This is a genomic window from Kitasatospora sp. NPDC056076, from assembly GCF_042266305.1.
GTDB lineage: Bacteria > Actinomycetota > Actinomycetes > Streptomycetales > Streptomycetaceae > Kitasatospora.
In genome coordinates this window covers 149,418-168,066 of the sequence record NZ_JBHJWG010000004.1, presented here as the reverse complement: position 1 = coordinate 168,066, position 18,649 = coordinate 149,418, and the positions used below count along the sequence as shown (strand labels likewise).

At 73.7% G+C, this 18,649-nt stretch carries 14 protein-coding genes and 1 riboswitch; of the genes, 9 read left to right on the top strand and 5 right to left on the bottom strand.

The genetic code is table 11. The features are described 5' to 3' along the window. Positions 1-105 precede the first annotated feature (105 nt). The 3 genes from ACFC1T_RS05380 to ACFC1T_RS05370 all read right to left on the bottom strand — a co-directional run bounded on the left by ACFC1T_RS05380 (position 106) and on the right by ACFC1T_RS05370 (position 3,472). Positions 106-783, bottom strand: a complete 678-nt coding sequence (locus ACFC1T_RS05380; protein WP_375883842.1) for a YoaK family protein — start codon at positions 781-783, stop codon at positions 106-108. A 97-nt stretch (positions 784-880) separates the two neighbouring features. Beyond that, the gene (locus ACFC1T_RS05375) at positions 881-1,615 is read right to left on the bottom strand and encodes an MgtC/SapB family protein (RefSeq protein WP_375883840.1); all 735 of its coding nucleotides are present in this window, start codon (positions 1,613-1,615) and stop codon (positions 881-883) included. A gap of 171 nt (positions 1,616-1,786) precedes the next feature. Further along, a complete protein-coding gene (locus tag ACFC1T_RS05370; RefSeq protein WP_375883839.1) occupies positions 1,787-3,472 on the bottom strand; it encodes an NRAMP family divalent metal transporter in 1,686 nt (561 codons plus the stop codon). A 365-nt stretch (positions 3,473-3,837) separates the two neighbouring features. Further along, a riboswitch (M-box (ykoK) riboswitch) is annotated at positions 3,838-4,014 on the bottom strand. Between the two features lie 168 nt (positions 4,015-4,182). Here ACFC1T_RS05370 and ACFC1T_RS05365 point away from each other — a divergent pair. From ACFC1T_RS05365 to ACFC1T_RS05350, 4 genes are all read left to right on the top strand, one after another. Next, on the top strand, positions 4,183-4,977 hold the full coding sequence (locus ACFC1T_RS05365; protein ID WP_375883836.1) for an ABC transporter ATP-binding protein: 795 nt from the start codon (positions 4,183-4,185) through the stop codon (positions 4,975-4,977). Further along, positions 4,974-7,715 carry an FtsX-like permease family protein gene (locus ACFC1T_RS05360; protein ID WP_375883830.1) on the top strand — a complete coding sequence of 914 codons (2,742 nt, stop codon included), beginning with the start codon at positions 4,974-4,976 and terminating at the stop codon, positions 7,713-7,715. The genes ACFC1T_RS05365 and ACFC1T_RS05360 overlap by 4 nt, the downstream gene beginning before the upstream one ends. A gap of 243 nt (positions 7,716-7,958) precedes the next feature. Then, a complete protein-coding gene (locus ACFC1T_RS05355; RefSeq protein ID WP_375884025.1) occupies positions 7,959-8,294 on the top strand; it encodes a BlaI/MecI/CopY family transcriptional regulator in 336 nt (111 codons plus the stop codon). Continuing rightward, complete coding sequence (locus ACFC1T_RS05350; RefSeq protein ID WP_375883828.1) at positions 8,291-9,196, top strand: M56 family metallopeptidase; 906 nt, start codon at positions 8,291-8,293, stop codon at positions 9,194-9,196. Before ACFC1T_RS05355 ends, ACFC1T_RS05350 begins: the two co-directional genes overlap by 4 nt. 21 nt (positions 9,197-9,217) lie before the next feature. Here ACFC1T_RS05350 and ACFC1T_RS05345 read toward each other — a convergent pair whose 3' ends face one another. Beyond that, on the bottom strand, positions 9,218-10,240 hold the full coding sequence (locus ACFC1T_RS05345; RefSeq protein WP_375883826.1) for an acetamidase/formamidase family protein: 1,023 nt from the start codon (positions 10,238-10,240) through the stop codon (positions 9,218-9,220). A gap of 155 nt (positions 10,241-10,395) precedes the next feature. Between ACFC1T_RS05345 and ACFC1T_RS05340 the strand changes: the two genes are divergently transcribed. Continuing rightward, on the top strand, positions 10,396-11,487 hold the full coding sequence (locus tag ACFC1T_RS05340) for a hypothetical protein (RefSeq protein WP_375883824.1): 1,092 nt from the start codon (positions 10,396-10,398) through the stop codon (positions 11,485-11,487). Between the two features lie 107 nt (positions 11,488-11,594). Here ACFC1T_RS05340 and ACFC1T_RS05335 read toward each other — a convergent pair whose 3' ends face one another. Next, positions 11,595-12,674, bottom strand: a complete 1,080-nt coding sequence (locus tag ACFC1T_RS05335) for an NlpC/P60 family protein (RefSeq protein ID WP_375883821.1) — start codon at positions 12,672-12,674, stop codon at positions 11,595-11,597. Between the two features lie 425 nt (positions 12,675-13,099). On the opposite strand from ACFC1T_RS05335, the gene ACFC1T_RS05330 reads away from it, so the two are divergent. From ACFC1T_RS05330 to ACFC1T_RS05315, 4 genes are read left to right on the top strand one after another with little or no spacing between them, the layout of a single operon-like run. Further along, the gene (locus ACFC1T_RS05330) at positions 13,100-14,968 is read left to right on the top strand and encodes a methylmalonyl-CoA mutase family protein (protein WP_375883818.1); all 1,869 of its coding nucleotides are present in this window, start codon (positions 13,100-13,102) and stop codon (positions 14,966-14,968) included. After that, positions 14,965-17,217 (top strand): methylmalonyl-CoA mutase, encoded by a 2,253-nt coding sequence (scpA, locus tag ACFC1T_RS05325; RefSeq protein WP_375883815.1) that lies wholly within the window; start codon positions 14,965-14,967, stop codon positions 17,215-17,217. Before ACFC1T_RS05330 ends, scpA begins: the two co-directional genes overlap by 4 nt. 13 nt (positions 17,218-17,230) lie before the next feature. Further along, positions 17,231-18,223, top strand: coding sequence for a methylmalonyl Co-A mutase-associated GTPase MeaB (meaB, locus tag ACFC1T_RS05320; protein WP_375883813.1), 993 nt, complete (start codon positions 17,231-17,233; stop codon positions 18,221-18,223). A 5-nt stretch (positions 18,224-18,228) separates the two neighbouring features. Beyond that, positions 18,229-18,642: an SRPBCC family protein gene (locus ACFC1T_RS05315; protein ID WP_375883810.1), complete on the top strand. Its 414-nt coding sequence runs from the start codon at positions 18,229-18,231 to the stop codon at positions 18,640-18,642. The last annotated feature ends 7 nt before the right edge of the window (positions 18,643-18,649 follow it).

The window sequence follows — 18,649 nt, the reverse complement described above, 5'->3', positions numbered from 1 at the left end:
CCGTCTGTCCGTCTGTCCGTCCGCCCGGGGAGGTGGGCAGCAGGATCCGGACGGGAACGGCCGGACCGGTCCGGCGGCAGGCAGACCGGGGGAGCTGCCGCCGCCTCAGCGGCGCGCCGTCCAGGCCGGGGCCGGGACGGGCCCGGCGGCGTGGTGGGTGAGGGCGGCGACCGCGACCAGCAGGGCGAGCGCCAGGCCCAGGGCGACCGGGACGGCGGCGTGCAGGACCAGGACGGCGCCGAGGAGGGCTCCGGCGAACATCCACACCGTCGAGGCGAGCCGGCGCGGGCCGGTGCGGTCCGCGGCGAGGGCGGTGATGGTCATGGTGAGCACGGTGGTGGTGAGGTCGGGGACCTTGAGCGAGCGGACCACCGCGTTCTGGCCGCCCATGGCGAGGGCGAGCAGCCCGATCAGGGTGTAACGGGCGGGCTCGGAGCCGTGGCCGAGCACGGCCGCCAGGACGGTGCTCGCGGCGACGAGCACCGCCTGGCCGGCGACGGCGGCGGTCAGCAGGTGCCCCCGGTGGCCGGGCAGGCGGCGGGCCAGGTGGCCGCCGGCCAGGGCGCCGAGCACGAAGGCGGCCAGGGCGGCCAGCGAGGCGGTGGCGGACAGACCGGGGGCGCCGGCCAGGGCGAAGCCGAGGAACACCACGTTGCCGGTCATGTTGGCGACGAAGACGTGTCCGAGCTCCAGGTAGCTGACCGCGTCCACCACCCCGGTGACGAGGGTCAGCACCAGCAGCATCGGCACCAACGGCCCGTGCTCGGGGTCGGCTCTCAGCATCGGACGGCCTCCCGGAGGGTACGCGTGACGGTCCTCCCGTTCTACTACCTCGGCTCCCCCGGCGCGCTCAGGCGAGCGCGGACATGCTCAGGCGTGCTCAGGCGAGCGCGGGGCTGCCCGGTTCGTCCGACTCGTCGTCCAGGTGCCAGTGCAGGTCCCGGACGCCCGGCTCCAGCGAGAGCCGGCTGACGACCTGCTCCAGCGCGGGGGCCACCTGGCCCGTGATCGCCACGGTGGCCCGCAGGCTGGTGGCGTCGCCCTGCTCGGTGCGGCGGGCGCGCAGGCCGGTCGGGGCCAGGCCGGAGGCGGTCAGGGCCTGGAGCAGCAGGGCCCGGATGTGGGTCTCGGACTTGCGGTCGCACTCCACGTGGACGGTGGCCCGGGTGGTGGAGTCCGGGTCGCTGCCGGACTGCGGGGACCGGTCGAGCAGTCGGCCGGCCGGGCGCAGCACCAGGTGGACGGCGAGCACCGCGAAGGTGCCGAGCGCGGCCAGCTCCAGCTTGCCGGAGGCCGCCAGCACCCCGACCGCGGCCGAACACCACAGCGTGGCGGCGGTGTTGAGGCCGCGGACGCCGGCCCCGTCGCGCAGGATCACGCCACCGCCGAGGAAACCGATGCCTGAGACCACGTAGGAGGCGACCCGGGTGGGGCTGCCGGTGTCGCCGACCGCCTCGCTGTACAGGACGAACAGGGTGGCACCGGCGGCGACCAGGGCGTTGGTCCGCAGGCCGGCCATCCGGGCCCGCCACTGGCGCTCGATGCCGATCAGCGCGCCGCAGGCGACGCCGGTGGCGAGCCGGACCAGGAACTCGACGGTGGTCAGGGTGTGCACGACGGCACCTCCTCCGGAGGATTCACGGGGAAACGGGGCAACACGGGTAGTACGGAGCACACGGGGAACACGGGGAACACGGGCAACGCGGGCCGGGGGATCGCGGGCAAAGGAACGGACGGGTGGCGAGCCGCTGCCCGCCACCCGTCCGTACGGGCTCCGCTCGGCGGCTCAGTGGTTGAGCGCGGTCTGGACGACCTTGATGATGACCATGACCATCGCGATCAGCAGGTAGGCGCGCAGGGCGCCCATGCCGACCTTGCGGGCGGTGGACATCACCGGCCGGCCCAGGGTCTCCAGCGGGGGCATCCGCCAGTCCTCCCGGCCGGTGCGGTCGATCGGGTCCTCCTTGGTGCCGGTGCGGCCGGCCGTGAAGAAGTAGCCCGCGACCAGGACCCCGATCACGCCGCAGCCGCCCATGATCCACAGGATCGCGTCCGAGCTGATGTCCGGCCAGACCACCGAGGCGGTCAGGATCAGCGAGAGCATCACCAGCACGCCGACCACCGTGGAGGTGAAGGCGTTGGTCCGGGGCCCGTTGGCCCAGGGGCCGAGCACGGCCTTGTCGTTGCAGAGCAGCAGCAGGAAGACGGTGGCGGAGGGCAGCAGCACCCCGGCCAGCACCTGGACGAACTGGGTGATCAGGCCCTGGGTGTAGCCGTTGGACAGCAGGGTGATCGTCGCGGCGACGGCCACCAGTCCGGCGTACACGGCGTAGAAGCCCTTGGCGCCCTTGACCCCGCGGTGCAGCGAGTGCTTGATGCCGAAGACGTCGCCGATGGCGTAGGCGGTGGAGAGCGAGACGGCGAAGGCGCCGATGATCGAGGCGTCCAGCAGGGCGATGGCGAACAGCACGCCCGCCAGGTGGCCGGCCTTGTCCTCGATGCCCTTGGCGACGGCGGCCGTGTCGGAGAACTGGCCGAAGCCGTCGGTGCCCGCGAACGCCGCCGCCGTGAGGCCGATCAGCGCGGCCGCGCCGATGATCACGATCGCGATGCCGATCCACAGGTCGACCTTCTCGTACTTCATGAAACGCGGGGTGATCCGCTTGTCGATGACGTACGACTGCTGGAAGAACAGCTGCCAGGGGGCGACGGTGGTGCCGACGATCGAGATGATGACCATCATGACGGCCGCGAGCTGGCCGGCGCCGCCGGGCATCTGCGGCGTCACGAAGTCGTGGGCCATCTGTGAGGTCTTCGGGTGGACCATGAAGTAGATCGGCACCAGCAGCAGCGAGCCGACGCAGAGCGTGATGGCGACCCGCTCGAAGCGCTGGAAGGAGCCGGTGAAGGCCGAGGCGATGATGATCGCCGCCGCCAGCACCACGGAGAGCACCTTGGGCAGGCCCAGGTACCCGGCCGCCATGGTGACGCCGATGAACTCGGTGACCAGGGTGAGGGCGTTGAGCAGGAAGAGGTCGATGACGCTGAACGCGCCCCAGAACTTGCCGAAGCGCTCCAGGATCAGCCGGGCGTGGCCGACACCGGTGACCGCGCCCAGGCGCAGCACCATCTCCTGGTTGACGTACAGCACCGGGACGAGCAGGAGCAGCGTCCACAGCAGCTGGGTGCCGTAGTTCTGGCCGGCCTGGCCGTAGGTGGAGAAGGCGCCCGCGTCGTTGTCGCCGACCATCACGATCAGGCCGGGGCCGACGATCGCCAGCAGGGTCTTGAGCCGGGCGGAGAGTCCGTGGCGGGGGGTGGTGTCGTCGAGCCGGATGGTGCCGAGCGCACCCTTGATGTCGCCGACGTGGGCGTCGTCCAGGACGGCGGACCTGGCGGCGGCGGTCGCAGCGGTGGCGGCGGGAGCGGTGGGGACCGTGGGGATCTTCGGGTCCAGCATCACGTTGGTCATGGCGGGGCCTCCCTCCCCCTACCTTGAGGGGGCGTCAGGGGGCACGCAGCGGCGGACCTCCCTGCGGGCGCACGGCATCCACGCCGTACGGCGACGCTGAGCGGCGGCGGCCGTGCGGGCACGATGATGCTGACGACGCGTCAATCGGCTTGCGTCCGGGCATGGTTGAGCGCAGGACGAAGCTTCGGGTGAACGCGCAGGGAAGGTTGTTACCGCGTGCCGGAGGTGTTCGAGAGCATGCGGGGGTAGGGGCTACTGTGGCCCGGACTATCGCAGTCCATGTCTCTCGCCTCCTCCCGGTCGGGGGCGCACCGTCTGTGCGCCGCATCACGACACGGCAAGGAGCACACCGGTCTTCGAGGACCGGTACACCCCAACTCGTCAGAGCTTTGGCACTCCACGGCGTGTCCAGCCGGATCGGCCGGAAGCCACTTGGGGTCAACCCTTAACTCGGGAAGACCTGTCCTGAACCTGGGCGTCTCTCGACGTCGTCGGGTCAGTGGCCTGTGTCCGTGAAGACGCCTCACCGAACGAGGTGCCTTTTCAAACCTCCCAAAGCATAGACCCGGCGCGGCGACCCCGAGTCACCTTTTCGGCCGATCTTCGACAGCTTTGTAGAACCTTGACCAAATCCGCCGCGACTTGCTCTTCCTCCACCGGCATATATAGTTCACCGACATATGCAGCTGAACAGCTCACGAGGGGGAACCATGTCCCACATCGATCCGAGCCGACCCGCGCCCGTCCTGCAGCTGGCCGGGGTCTCCCGGGTGCACGGCCGCGGCGCCGCCGAGGTGCACGCCCTGCGCGAGGTCGACCTGACCGTCCACGCCGGCGAGTTCGTCGCCGTGATGGGGCCCTCCGGCTCGGGCAAGTCGACCCTGCTCACCCTGGCCGGCGGGCTGGACCTGCCCAGCGGCGGCGAGGTGCTGGTCGAGGGCGTCACCCTCGGTGGCCTCGGCCGGGGCAAGCTCGCCGACCTGCGGCGGCGCTCCGTCGGCTACGTCTTCCAGGACTACAACCTGATCCCGGCGCTCACCGCCGCCGAGAACATCGCCCTGCCGCGCGAGCTCGACGGCGTCTCCGGACGCACCGCCCGCCGGGAGGCCCTCGCCGCCCTGGAGGAACTGGGCATCGGCGAGCTCGCCGACCGCTTCCCCGACGACATGTCCGGCGGACAGCAGCAGCGCGTCGCCATCGCCCGCGCCCTGATCGGCGAGCGCCGGCTCGTCCTCGCCGACGAACCCACGGGGGCGCTCGACTCCGCCACCGGCGACGCCGTGCTCGCCGTACTGCGCGCCCGCTGCGACGCCGGGGCGGCCGCCATGATGGTCACCCACGAGGCCTCACACGCCAGTTGGGCCGACCGGGTGGTCCACCTGCGGGACGGCTCGGTCGCCTCCGAGAGCGTCGGACGCCGCTCCGGCAACAGCCGGGCCGCCGTCCACCGCTCCCAGCCCCTCGACGACTCCACCGCCAACTCCTTCGGCGAGGTGGCCCGATGAGGTTCGGAGCGTGGAAGGTCGCGCTGCGGATGGCCCGGCGCGACGCCCTGCGGGCCAAGGGGCGCAGCGCCCTGATCGTGGCCATGATCGCCCTGCCCGTGCTCGGCGTCACCGGCGCCGACGTGGTCCACCGCAGCGGCCAGCTGTCCCCCGCCGAACGGGTCGAGCGGGTGGTGGGCGGCGCGGACGCGCTGGTCACCGCGCTCAGCCCGGGCCAGGCCGTCGAACAGGCCCCGGTCGCCGAGGACGGCGCGTTCGCCGTCCAACCGCGGCCCGGCCAACAGCCCACGCCCGAGCAGCTCAAGGGCGCGAGCACCGACCCGACCGTCCTGGTCGGCTCGCTGCTCCCGCCCGGCAGCGCGCTCACCCCCGTCCGGACCGGACCGGAGACCGGTGCGAGCTCGCCCGAGGGCCTGGTCCGCACCCTCACCGCCGAGGCAGACCTGGGCGACCCGGTCTGGCGCGGCCGGGCCGACCTGGTCGAGGGCCGCGCGCCCGGCGCGCCGCACGAAGTCGCCGTCACCCAGGCCTTCCTGGACAACTCCGGACTCCGGATCGGCAGCGACACCACCGTCCAGGGACTGGAGCGGACCACCTTCCGCATCACCGGCCTGGTGGAGCACCCGGACGACCTCAAGCGGGTCGAACTCATCGCCCGCCCGGGCGAGTTGCTCGACCAGCTGGCCGCCGCCGCGGAACCCGGGCAGCCCGCCCCCGGGCAGGGCCGCACCAACCGCGGCTCCTGGCTGGTGCACCTCCCGGGCGGGGCCGCCCTCGACTGGGCCACGGTCCAGTCGTTCAACGCCCACGGCTACACCCTCACCGCGCGGGCCGTCGCGCTCGACCCGCCGCCGTACGGCGCCGTCCCCTACTACCGGGACTCCACCGTCTACCGCGACCCCGCCGGCGGCAACAGCACCAAGGTCGTGGTCGCCACCGTCACCGGCATGGGGCTGCTGGAGGTCGCCCTGCTCGCCGGGCCCGCCTTCGCGGTCGGCGCCCGCCGCTCCCGCCGCCAGCTCGCGCTGCTCGGCGCCGCGGGCGGCCGGCGCACCCACATCGGCGCGGTGGTGCTCGGCGGCGGCCTGGTGCTCGGCCTGGCCGGGGCGGTCCTCGGGGTGACCGTCGGCACCGGGCTGGTCGCCGCGCTTCGGTCGGTGATCGAGGAGGTCGGCGGTGCCCGCTTCGGCCACTTCGCCCTCCCCCCGGTGGACCTGCTGGCCATCGCCGGGATCGGTGTGATCACCGCCCTGCTCGCGGCCGCGCTGCCGGCCTGGCAGGCCGCCCGGCGCAGCGTCACCGCCGGCCTCACCGGCCGGGACACCGTCCGGGCGCCCAACCGCCTGGTCACCGTGCTCGGCGTGGCGCTGCTCCTCGGCGGCGGCGCGATCGCGATGTACGGCGCGGGCGCCGTCCAGCACGGCGCGCCCGTGGTCAGCACCTACGACGCCCGCACCCTCACCGTGCTGCTCGGCTCGGTCTTCGCCGAACTCGGACTGCTCGCCTGCACCCCCCTGCTGGTCGCCCTGTTCGGCCGGTTCGCCGGGCGGCTGCCGCTCGGCCCCCGGCTGGCCCTGCGCGACTCCGCCCGCAACCGCTCCCGCACCGCACCGGCCGTCGCCGCGGTGATGGCCGCCGTGGCCGGGGCCGTCGCGATCGGGGTGTACAGCACCAGCACCGACGCCGAGAACCGGCGCGACTACCGGCCAGAGGCCCCGTACGGCGCCGTCCAACTGCTCAGCCACCGGGAGGGCCCGCAGGCCGCCCAGCTGCCGGCCGAGGTGGAGAAGCAGCTGTCCGGGCTCGGCCCGCGCGCCGACGTCGGCCAGGCCGTCTACAAGTTCTGCGACAACTGCTCCAGCACCGTCACCCTCAAGGGCCCGGTGGAGATGCGCCACCTCGCGGCCATCCCCCACCTCGCCACCGGGGACGCCACCCTGCTGCACAACCTCTTCGACGTGCGGGACCGCACGGCCGAACAGGCGCTGGCCGCCGGGAAGCTGCTGGTCTTCGACCGGTCGCTGATCGGCGCCGACGGCAAGGCCGTACTGCTGCTGCGCGGAGGCGGCGGCGCCCCGCTGCAGCCCGGGCAGGTCCCCAAGCCCGACCTCCAGGAGGTCCCGGTGGACGCGGTGCTGGTCGACAACCCGGACGCCGCCCGCTACGCCCAGGGGCTGCTGTCGACCGCCGCACTGAGCAGGCTCGGCCTCGCCTCGGCGCCCCAGGGCGCGGTCTGGCGCCCGGCCACCCCGCCCGATCGCAAGGCGCAGCAGCGGGCCGCGGCCGCCGCGGCCCGACTGGACCACTACGCCGAGCTGGACGTCGAGCGCGGCTACCAGCCCAAGGGCGACGCGCTCACCCTCGCGCTCAGCGGCTTCGCCGGGCTGGTCGTGCTCGGCGCGGCCGGGATCGCCACCGGGCTCGCGGCCGCCGACTCCCGGCAGGACCAGGCCACCCTGGCCGCGGTCGGCGCACCGCCGCGGATCCGCCGGACCATGGCGGGACTGCAGTGCGCGCTGATCGCCCTGCTCGGGGCGCTGCTCGGGGCGGTGAACGGCTTCGTCCCGGCGGTGGGGCTGTTGAAGTCCCGGGCCAGCGGGTTCGGCTCGAAGGGGATGCTGCTCGCCGCGCCCTGGGGGGAGCTGCTGCTGGTGGTCCTGGTGCTGCCGGTGGTGGCCGGGCTGCTCGCGGCGCTGTTCACCCGCTCCAAGGTGCCGCTGGGGCGGCGGCTGTCCTGAGCCGTCCCGCTCTCTCCTGCTCGGGCACGCCGGGCACCTTTCGACCACCGGCCGAGCACGACCTGAGCACCCCCCGGGCACCGCCCGGAATCCGTGGGCGCCCGCCCCCCTCACCCGGGGGCGGGCGCCCGGTGCGTTCCGTAGCATGGGCCGCGTTCCAGCGGGCGAAGGGCGCCGGCGGTCGGTGCGGCGAGGGAGACGAGGGCGGTGCTACGGGGTTTCGGCGATCTCGAGGCCGAGATCATGGACCGGCTGTGGGACTGGGAGCGCCCGGCCACGGTGCGCGAGGTGGTCGACGACCTCCAGCAGCAGCGCCCGGTCGCGTACACCACCGTGACCACCGTCGCCGACATCCTGCACACCAAGGGCTGGTTGCGCCGGGACAAGGTCGGCCGCGCGTGGGTGTACGAGCCGACCTGCACCCGGGAGGCGTACACCGCCCAGCTGATGCACCAGGCGCTGGAGACCACCACGGACCGGGCCGGCGCCCTGCTGCACTTCGTCGACCGGATGAGCGGGGACGAGGCGTCCGCCCTGCTCGCCGCCCTCGAACAGGTGAAGGCCCGGGACGCCGAGTGACGCTCGCCCTGCTCGGCCTCTACCTGGCCGCGACCGGCGTGCTGCTCCCCCGCCGACTGGCCGGCTCGGCCCGGCTCCAGGCCCGGCTCCAGACCCGCCCCCTGCTCGGGGTCGCGCTGTGGCTGGCGCTGATGGCCTCCTTCACGGTCGCCCTGGTACTCGCGGCGCACCACGCCTTCGAGCCCGCCGCGCACGAGCCGGCCGGGCTGATCGGCCTGTTCCCGCACCTCGAACCGACCGGTCCGGTGCTGCCGCACACCCACGACTGGTGGCTGCTCGCCACTGCCGGGGCCCTGCTCACCGGGCTGCTGGCCGCCGTCGGCGCCCGGACCGGACGGGCCCGGCGGCGGCACCGGGCGGTGCTGGACGTGGTCGCCGTACGGGACCGGCACTGGGGCGCGCTGGTCCTGGAGCACGCCCACCCGACCATCTACTGCCTGCCCGGCCGGCGCTCCCGGGTGGTGCTGTCCCGCGGCGCGCTGCGGCTGCTGGACGAGCGGCAGTTGGCCGCGGCCGTCGCCCACGAGCACGGGCACATCCGCGGCCGCCACCACCTCTTCCGCCTGCCCGTCGACACCTTCGCGCTGCTGCTGGGCCCCCTGCCGCTGGCCCGGCTGGGGCGCTCGGAGGTGGCGCTGCTGCTGGAGATGGCAGCCGACGACGCGGCGCTGGCCGAGGTGTCCCGGAGCGAACTGGCCTCGGCGCTCTGCGCGTTGGCGGTCTCGGGGACAACTCCCGGTGGCACCTGGGGAGTCGCCTCCACCGGCGTGCTGGCCCGGGTCCGCCGGCTGGCCCGGCCCGGCAGCGGTCGGCGGCGCCAACTGGCGTGTCGACTCGGGGTGTTGACGCTTCCAGCGGTGCCGGCCCTGCCGTACCTGTTGGCCTGCGCGCCGCACCCGTAAGAGGTGCGGCGCGCGGCCGCCTCACCGGTGCCGCAGGTACGCCGCCGCGGCCTCCCGGAGCCGGTCGTGCAGGCCGTCGTAGGCGCGGGCGCGGCCCAGGACGCGCTTCGGCAGCTTGGCGACCATCGTGTAGTTGGTGTCGCAGACGTTCGCGGCCGGGGCCAGGCCGGCCTGGCTGACCAGCTGGTAGGCGTCGAGTCGGTCCAGTCCGAGCAGTCCGCCGGTCCAGCCGACCAGGTCGTGCTGGCTGATCCGGAAGGCGTCCTCCAACGGGCGGGCGGAGCCGGTGCTGATCAGGAAGTCGTCGTTCTCCAGCCGGGGCCAGGCCGGGCCGCCGCCCTTGACCAGGTCGACGATCACGGTGGTGCGCATCGCCACCTCGACGGCCGTGCCGCACACCTCGCCCTCGCCCTGCCGGGCGTGGCCGTCCCCGATGGCGAGCAGGCCGCCCTCGACGTTGACGCCGAAGTAGGCGGTGGTGCCGGCCCGCATCTCGGGGGTGTCCAGGTTGCCGCCGTGGGCGCCCGGGGTGATCGAGGCCAGCACCTCACCGGCCGCGGGGGCGACACCGACCGTGCCGTGCATCGGGTCCAGCGGCAGGTCGACCGTGAACTCGCCGGTGCGGGCCCGGAAGCGGCAGAGGCCGGCCGCGACGTCCAGGTCGTAGACCCAGACCCGCTCCTCCAGCGGGGCGTGCAGCATCGCCGTGCTGTGGGTGGCGGTCAGCGCGCCGAAGTGCGGGAAGGTGCTGGAGACGCCGTGGCCCCGGGCCGGGGTGATCTCGACGAAGTGCACCGCGAGCAGGTCGCCGGGTTCGGCGCCGGCCACCGCGATCGGGCCGGTGACGGGGTTGAGGTACGGGAAGACGCAGACCTGGCTGGGCAGGTCGCCGGTGCCGCGGACCTTGCCGCCGAAGCAGTCCTCGGTGGCCAGTTCGACGACGGTGCCGGGCCGGACGGTCACCAGCGGAGCTCGGCCGCCGAAGGTGTAGGCGTGGTCCTCGGGCTTCGGGTCCAGTCGCACGACGGTCTCGGGCAGGCTCACGTGCTCTCCTCGGGAGTGGTTTCCGGAGCGGGCGCCGGGGCGCGGGCGCCACAGCTCAGGTGGAAGATTCGCCCCCTGACTGTCCACCACCCGTCCACCGTAGTCCGCTAGCCTGCCCATCGCCATCTCAACACACGGACGAACAAGGGGACTTGATGTCAGCCAGTCAGCGCGCGAAGGCCCTCCGCCGGGTCACTCTGCTCGCCGCCACCACCGCCCTCGTCCTCGCCGGCGGCAGCGCCCGGGCCGCGTCCGCTCCGGTGTCCGGCACCCCCGGCGTCGTCACCGTCGGCTCGGGCCAGGCGCTGCCCTCCGTCAGCCCGGACGGCGCCACGGCCTACGTCGTCACGACCGACTCCGACGGCAACCTCGTGGTGCGGGCGGTGGACACCCGGTCCGGCCAGGTGACCGGCACGGCCCCGCTCGGCGCCGCCCAGGGCTCCCCGCAGTCGGCGCTCAGCCCGGACGGCTCGCGCCTGTACGTGGTGAACGGCCTGCAACTCAGCGTCGTCGCCACCGGCGGCCCGACCGTGCTCGCCACCGTCCCGCTGCCGGACCAGCCGCGCCCGACGGGCTGGTCCCAGGGCCTGGTCAGCGGCCTCGTCGCCGGCCCGGACGGCTCCGAGGTGTACCTCGTCCAGCAAGGCCCGTCGGCCTGGCGGCAGGGCGGGCAGGCCCGGGTGCTCGCCTTCGGCACCGCGCAGCGGCAGTTCGGCCCCACCGTGGGGCTGCCCGCCCTGAACACCGGCGCCCCGGCGCTCCACCCGAACGGCCGGGACCTGTACATCGGGGGCGGCGCCGGGCTGTACCACGTGAGTGCGGCCGGCGGCACGCTGACCTTCGTCCGGACGGTGCCCGGGACGGCCACCAACGGCGACAACGGGCTCGCCTTCACCCGGGACGGCGGCCGGCTCTTCGCGACCGGCCCCAACTCGGGCGGCACGCTCGACCTGATCGACCCCGCCACGGACACCCTGCTCCGGAGCATCCGCACCGTCCCCGTCCGCAGCGACGTCCCGCCCCGGCTGAGCGCCGACAGCAGCCGGTTCTACCTGCTCCAGCAGGACTCCTCCGGCACCACGGCGGTCATCTCCGTCGACACCGCGACCGCCACCGTCGACACCGCCGACTCCCTCACCCCCCAGGAGTCGGCGCTCGACGGCCTCGCCGTCGGCCCCGACGGCCACACCCTGTACGTCGGCGGCACCAACGACACCGACGCCCAGCTGGAGGTCCTCGGCCTCTGACGGGCCGCGGGGCGCCTCCGGACGAGCTACCGGAACGCCTCCGGACGGGTCGTCGGCGACCCGTCCGAAGGCGTGCGGCGCGCGGAGGCCGTTACGGGCGGAGGCCGTTACGGGCGGACAGCACCCATGTAGGGCATCGCGGAGATCGGCAGGACCTCGACGTTCTTGCCGGTGCGCGGGGCGTGGATCATCTTGCCGTCGCCGATGTAGATCCCGACGTGGTGGATGTCCGGGTAGAAGAAGACCAGGTCGCCGGGCTGGAGATCGGAGCGGGCTACCCGCGGGCCGTCGTTCCACTGGTCCTGGGAGATCCGGGAGAGCTTGACGTTCGCCGCGCGGTAGGCGGCGCCGGTGAGGCCGGAGCAGTCGAAGCTGTTGGGGCCGGTGGAGCTCCACTGGTACGGCTTGCCGAGCTGGGCGTAGGCGAACTGGACGATCGCCGCGGCCCGGCCGCTGGCGGCCGCCGGCGGCGGGGCCGGGGTGTTCATGTCCGGGCGCGCGGCCGAGCGGGAGGCCCGGTCGGCGGCGGCCGCCTGCTGGGCCTCGGCCTTGGCCTTGTCGGCGGCCTGCTGGGCGTTGACCTTGGCGCGGTCCTCGGCGCTCAGCTTGTTGAGGGTGGCCTGGGCCTGGGCCAGCTTGGTCTGGATCTGCTGCTTCTTCGCCGTCAGTTCGGTGCCGACCGAGTCGAGCTGGGCGAGCGTGGCGGTGGCCTCGGCGCGGTCCTGGTCGAGCTTGCGCTGCTCGTCCTGGGCCTGCTTGAGCAGGGCCGTCTGGGTGCCGGCGGCCTGGTTCTGCGCCGAGGCGCGCTCCAGGTAGCCGGCCGGGTCGGAGTCGAACATCAGCTGGACGGAGGGGTCGATGCCGCCGTTGCGGTACTGGTCGGCGGCGACGGCACCGAGCCGGGTGCGCAGCTCGTTCATCGACTCCTGGCCGCGGGCGACCTTCTCCTGGATCCGGTTGGCCTCGCCCTGGAGCTTCTGCTGCTTCTCCTGGAAGCCGTTGTACTGCTCGACGGACTGCTCGGCCTCCTCGTTGAGCTTGTCCACCTGCTCCTTGACGGAGGCCAGGCTCGGGGTCGGCTCGGCGTGGGCGGTGCCGGCGGCGAGCACCGCACCGCCGGCCATCGCCGTGGTGAGGACCGCCATGCGGGCCCGGCTCGGGGGGCTGGGCTTACGGCGCTTTCCCATCGAGGTGGCACTCCTTCGGGGGACGGGCGGGGAGGTGCGGTGACGTGCGGTGACACTGGAGGAACGTCCGAGTGGCATTCGCACGTTCATTCGGCCGATCGGGGGGACGACCGGCCGGGACACCCGCAGGGCGCGCCGGGGGACGCGCAGGGGACGGCGAAGGACGGGCGGGGCCGTACGGGGGATGCCGTCCCCACCCGCCTTCTTCGAAGTAACTTAATAGATGAGGGGCGGGGTTCCGCAATCCCCCTGATCCAGGGCACTTCCGGGCGGCCCGCCGACCCTCCGCCGGGCCCCGGCCCCCGCCTCGTGGCACTCCCCGCCGGACGGAGTGCTGGCCACGGGCCGAAAGCGCGCCAAATCGAGAACAAGGTCACACTTAACGACCCTCCTTCCGCTCCGCTAACGGGCGCTAACCTGCGGACATGAAGGTCCCGCCCGAAAGGCTCCCCCTCGCCGCCGAGTTCCCGGCCGCGCACCGTGAGCAGTGGCAGCAGCTCGTCGAGGGCGTGCTGCGCAAGTCCGGTGCCCGGCCCGAGGACGGCGCCGCCGCCGAGCAGGCGCTCACCACCGCGCTCCAGGACGGGCTGCGCGCCCGCCCGCTGTACACCGCCGAGAACACCTCGGTCGAGCCCGGCTACCCCGGCTTCCCGCCGTTCGTCCGCGGCGGCCGGCCGCAGGGCTCCGCCGTCGCCGGGTGGGACGTACGGCAGCGGCACGCCGACCCGGACCGCCGGCGCGCCAACGAGGCCGTCCTGGCCGACCTGGAGCACGGCGTCGGCTCGCTCTGGCTGGAGCTCGGCGACGCGGGCCTGCCCGTCGCCGCCCTGCCCGAGGCGCTCGACGGGGTGTACCTGGACCTCGCCGCCGTCGCCCTCGACGCGGGACCGGACTTCACCGAGGCCGCCGAGCGGCTGTTCGGGCTGTACGAGGAGCGCGAGGTCTCCCCCGCCTCCGCCGCCGGCAACCTCGGCGCCGACCCGCTCGGCCTCCAGGCCCGCACCGGCTCCGCCGGCCGCACCGACGCCCTGCTCGCCGAGGCCGCCGCGCTCGCCGCCCGCTGCGCCGAGGGCTACCCGAACGTCAGGGCCCTCACCGTGGACGCCCTGCCGTACCACGAGGCCGGCGCCTCCCCCGCCCAGGAGCTGGGCTGCGCGCTCGCCACCGGCGTCGCCTACCTGCGCGCGCTGACCGCGGCCGGCCTCTCCGTCGACGCCGCGCTCGGCCAGCTGGAGTTCCGCTACGCCGCCGACGCCGACCAGTTCCTGACCATCGCCAAGTTCCGCGCCGCGCGCCGCCTCTGGGCCCGCGTCGCCGAGGTGTCCGGCGGCTCCGCCGAGGCCTCGGCGCAGCGCCAGCACGCCGTCACCTCCCGGGTGATGATGACCGCCCGCGACCCGTGGGTGAACATGCTGCGCACCACCGTGGCCTGCCTGGCCGCCGGGGTCGGCGGCGCCGACGCCGTCACCGTGCTGCCCTTCGACAGCGCCCTCGGCCTGCCCGACGCCTTCGCCCGCCGGATCGCCCGCAACACCCAGTCGATCCTGCTGGAGGAATCCCACCTGTCCCGGGTGATCGACCCGGCCGGCGGCTCCTGGTACGTCGAGCAGCTCGGCGAGGAGCTGGCGCAGGCCGCCTGGGCCTGGTTCCAGGAGATCGAGCGGGCCGGCGGCCAGCAGGCCGCGCTGGCGTCCGGGCTGGTCGGCGACCGGATCGCCGCGACCTGGGCGGAGCGGTCCGCGAAGCTCGCCAAGCGGCGCGAACCCGTCACCGGTGTCAGCGAGTTCCCGCACCTGGACGAGCAGCCGCTGGTCCGCGAACCGGCTCCGGCCGGGCACACCGGCGGCCTGCCGCGGGTGCGCCGCGCCGAGGCGTACGAGGCGCTGCGGGACCGCTCGGACGCCCACCTGGCGGCCACCGGCGCCCGCCCGGCGCTGTTCCTGGCCTCGATCGGCACCGCCTCCGCGCACACCGGGCGCACCACCTTCGCCGCCAACCTGTTCCAGGCCGGCGGCATCGCGACGGCGTCCACCGAGGGCGTCGACCCGGCCGCGTTCGCCGCGGCGTTCCGCGAGTCCGGTGCGGCCGTCGCCTGCCTGTGCTCCAGCGACGCCCTGTACGGCGAGCACGCCGCGGCCGTCGCCGTAGCCTTGAAGGAGGCGGGCGCCCAGCGCGTGCTGCTGGCCGGCCGCCCGGCCGAAGTACCCGCCGGAGTGGACGAGTTCATCTACGCGGGCGGGGACGCGATCGCCGTCCTCACCTCCCTGCTGGACCTCATTGGAGTGGCGCGATGATCCCCGACTTCACCGGAATCGGGCTGGACGACTCCTCCGCCGGTTCCTCTGCCGGTTCCTCCGCCGGTTCCTCTGCCGGCTCGGCTGCCGGAGAGGTCACCGACGCCCAGTGGCAGGCCGCCTGGCAGCGGTCCACCGGCAAGGCCCCCGACGAGCTGGTCTGGGACACCCCCGAGGGCATCGGCGTCAAACCGCTGTACACCGCGGCCGACCTCGACGGCCTGGACTTCCTGGAGACGTACCCCGGCATCGCCCCGTACCTGCGCGGGCCGTACCCGACCATGTACGTCAACCAGCCGTGGACCGTCCGCCAGTACGCGGGCTTCTCCACCGCCGAGGAGTCCAACGCCTTCTACCGCCGCAACCTCGCGGCCGGCCAGAAGGGCCTCTCGGTCGCCTTCGACCTGCCGACCCACCGCGGCTACGACAGCGACCACCCGCGCGTCACCGGCGACGTCGGCATGGCGGGCGTCGCCATCGACTCGATCTACGACATGCGCCAGCTGTTCGACGGCATCCCGCTGGACAAGATGTCGGTGTCGATGACCATGAACGGCGCGGTGCTGCCCGTCCTCGCGCTGTACATCGTCGCGGCCGAGGAGCAGGGGGTGCCGCCGGAGAAGCTCGCCGGGACCATCCAGAACGACATCCTCAAGGAGTTCATGGTCCGCAACACCTACATCTACCCGCCGCAGCCGTCGATGCGGATCATCTCGGACATCTTCGCGTACACCTCGCAGAAGATGCCCCGGTACAACTCGATCTCCATCTCCGGCTACCACATCCAGGAGGCCGGGGCCACCGCCGACCTGGAGCTCGCCTACACCCTGGCCGACGGAGTCGAGTACCTGCGCGCGGGCCTGGACGTGGGCCTGGACGTGGACGCCTTCGCGCCGCGGCTGTCGTTCTTCTGGGCGATCGGCATGAACTTCTTCATGGAGGTCGCCAAGCTGCGCGCGGCCCGGCTGCTGTGGGCCAAGCTGGTCAAGCAGTTCGACCCGAAGAACCCCAAGTCCCTCTCGCTGCGCACCCATTCGCAGACCTCCGGCTGGTCGCTGACCGCCCAGGACGTCTTCAACAACGTGACCCGCACGTGCGTCGAGGCGATGGCCGCCACCCAGGGCCACACCCAGTCGCTGCACACCAACGCCCTCGACGAGGCGCTCGCCCTGCCGACGGACTTCTCCGCCCGGATCGCCCGCAACACCCAGCTGCTGCTCCAGCAGGAGTCCGGCACCTGCCGGGTCATCGACCCGTGGGGCGGCTCCGCGTACGTCGAGAAGCTGACGCAGGACCTCGCCGCCCGGGCCTGGCAGCACATCCAGGAGGTCGAGGCGGCCGGCGGCATGGCCAAGGCCATCGACGCGGGCATCCCCAAGATGCGCGTCGAGGAGGCCGCCGCCCGCACCCAGGCCCGGATCGACTCCGGCCGCCAGCCGGTGATCGGCGTCAACAAGTACCGGGTCGAGAACGACGAGCAGATCGACGTCCTCAAGGTCGACAACTCGGCGGTGCGGGCCCGGCAGATCGAGAAGCTGCGCCGGCTGCGCGAGGAGCGCGACGAGGCGCAGTGCCAGGACGCCCTGCGCGCGCTGACGGCGGCCGCCGAGGCCGGCCCGCAGCGCGGCGGCTCGCTGGACGGCAACCTGCTGCACCTGGCCGTCAACGCGGCCCGGGCGAAGGCGACGGTCGGCGAGATCTCCGACGCCCTGGAGAAGGTGTACGGCCGCCACTCCGGCCAGATCCGTACCATCTCCGGTGTGTACCGAGACGAAGCGGGCCCGTCGGCGCCCCTCCAACGCACCCGCGACCTGGTCGAGCGGTTCGAGCAGGCCGAAGGCCGTCGCCCGCGCATCCTGGTCGCCAAGATGGGCCAGGACGGCCACGACCGCGGCCAGAAGGTGATCGCCACCGCCTTCGCCGACCTCGGCTTCACCGTCGACGTCGGCCCACTGTTCCAGACCCCGGCCGAGGTCGCCCGCCAGGCCGTCGAGGCGGACGTCCACATCGTCGGCGTCTCCTCGCTGGCCGCCGGGCACCTCACCCTGGTGCCCGCGCTGCGCGCCGAACTGGCCGCGGCCGGGCGGGAGGACATCACCATCGTGGTCGGCGGCGTCATCCCGCCGCAGGACTTCCAGGCCCTGTACGAGGCGGGCGCGGCGGCGGTCTTCGGCCCGGGCACGGTGATCCCGGACGCGGCCTTCGACCTGCTGACCGCCCTGGCCGTCGAACTCGGCCACGAGCTGTGAGCCGCTGAGTCCGATGCCACCGAGGACGATCGACCTCGACGCCTACGTGACGGGCGTCCTGGACGGCTCGCGCGCCTGGATCGCGCGCGCCGTCACCCTCGTCGAATCCACCCGCCCCGACCACCGCGCGCTCGCGCAGCAGCTGCTCCAGCGGCTGCTGCCGCACGCGGGCGGGGCGGTGCGGGTCGGCATCACCGGGGTGCCCGGTGTCGGCAAATCGACCTTCATCGACTCCTTCGGGACGATGCTCACCGGGCTCGGCCACCGGGTCGCCGTGCTCGCCGTCGACCCGACGTCGAGCCGCACCGGCGGGTCCATCCTGGGCGACAAGACCCGGATGGAGCGGCTGGCGGTGGACCCGGCCGCCTTCGTGCGGCCGTCGCCGACCTCGGGAACGCTGGGCGGCGTCGCCAAGGCCACCCGGGAGTCGATGGTCGTGATGGAGGCGGCGGGCTACGACGTCGTCCTCATCGAGACGGTGGGGGTCGGGCAGTCGGAGACGACGGTGGCCGGGATGGTGGACACCTTCCTGCTGCTGTCGCTGGCCCGGACCGGCGACCAGCTCCAGGGCATCAAGAAGGGCGTGCTGGAGCTCGCGGACGTCATCGCCGTCAACAAGGCGGACGGACCGCACGAGCGCGACGCCCGCGCCGCTGCGCGCGAACTCGCGGGCGCACTGCGGCTGTTGCAGGCACCGGACGCGGCGTGGACGCCGCCGGTGCTGACGTGCAGCGGGCTCGACGGGGCGGGCCTGGACGTGCTGTGGGAGCGGTTGCAGCAGCACCGCAAGATACTGGACGCGACGGGCGGGCTGGCCGCGAAGCGGCGGGAGCAGCAGGTCGAGTGGACGTGGTCGATGGTCCACGACCAGCTGTACGCGCGGCTGCACGAACACCCGGAGGTACGGCGGCTCACCCCGGACCTGGAGGCCCAGGTACGGGCCGGTACGCTGCCGGCGGGGCTGGCCGCGCAACGGATCCTGGACAGCTTCTTCGGTACTGCCTGAGGGAGTTGGGGACCATCGCCACAGTTGTCGAGGACGTGCTGATCGAGGCCGACACGGCGTCCGTGTGGGACGCCGTACGGGACGTCGGCGCCGTGCACCGGCGCCTCATCCCCGGCTACGTCCTCGACACCCGGATGGACGGCGACGTCCGGTACCTCACCGTGCCCGGCGGTGCGGTGATCCGGGAGCTGATCGTCAGCGTGGACGAGGAGTTGCGACGGTTGGCGTACTCGGCCGTCGAGGGCTTCAAGCTCCCGCTGACCCACCACCACGCCTCCTTCCAGGTGCTCCCGGTGGCCGAGGGACGGTGCCGCCTGGTGTGGACGACGGACGTGCTCCCTCACGAGATGGCCGACCAGGTCCGCCTGCGCGTCAGCCGGGGCGCCCAGGTCATGAAGGCGACCCTGGAAGCCGGCTGACGGTCTC

What these genes read in the sequence shown, in the direction of transcription:
- ACFC1T_RS05380 (WP_375883842.1), bottom strand. Translation starts at nt 783, where the DNA reads ATGCTGAGAGCCGACCCCGAGCACGGGCCGTTGGTGCCGATGCTGCTG.
- ACFC1T_RS05370 (WP_375883839.1), bottom strand. Translation starts at nt 3,472, where the DNA reads ATGACCAACGTGATGCTGGACCCGAAGATCCCCACGGTCCCCACCGCT.
- ACFC1T_RS05365 (WP_375883836.1), top strand. Translation starts at nt 4,183, where the DNA reads ATGTCCCACATCGATCCGAGCCGACCCGCGCCCGTCCTGCAGCTGGCC.
- ACFC1T_RS05360 (WP_375883830.1), top strand. Translation starts at nt 4,974, where the DNA reads ATGAGGTTCGGAGCGTGGAAGGTCGCGCTGCGGATGGCCCGGCGCGAC.
- ACFC1T_RS05355 (WP_375884025.1), top strand. Translation starts at nt 7,959, where the DNA reads ATGGACCGGCTGTGGGACTGGGAGCGCCCGGCCACGGTGCGCGAGGTG.
- ACFC1T_RS05340 (WP_375883824.1), top strand. Translation starts at nt 10,396, where the DNA reads ATGTCAGCCAGTCAGCGCGCGAAGGCCCTCCGCCGGGTCACTCTGCTC.
- ACFC1T_RS05335 (WP_375883821.1), bottom strand. Translation starts at nt 12,674, where the DNA reads ATGGGAAAGCGCCGTAAGCCCAGCCCCCCGAGCCGGGCCCGCATGGCG.
- ACFC1T_RS05330 (WP_375883818.1), top strand. Translation starts at nt 13,100, where the DNA reads ATGAAGGTCCCGCCCGAAAGGCTCCCCCTCGCCGCCGAGTTCCCGGCC.
- scpA (WP_375883815.1), top strand. Translation starts at nt 14,965, where the DNA reads ATGATCCCCGACTTCACCGGAATCGGGCTGGACGACTCCTCCGCCGGT.
- meaB (WP_375883813.1), top strand. Translation starts at nt 17,231, where the DNA reads ATGCCACCGAGGACGATCGACCTCGACGCCTACGTGACGGGCGTCCTG.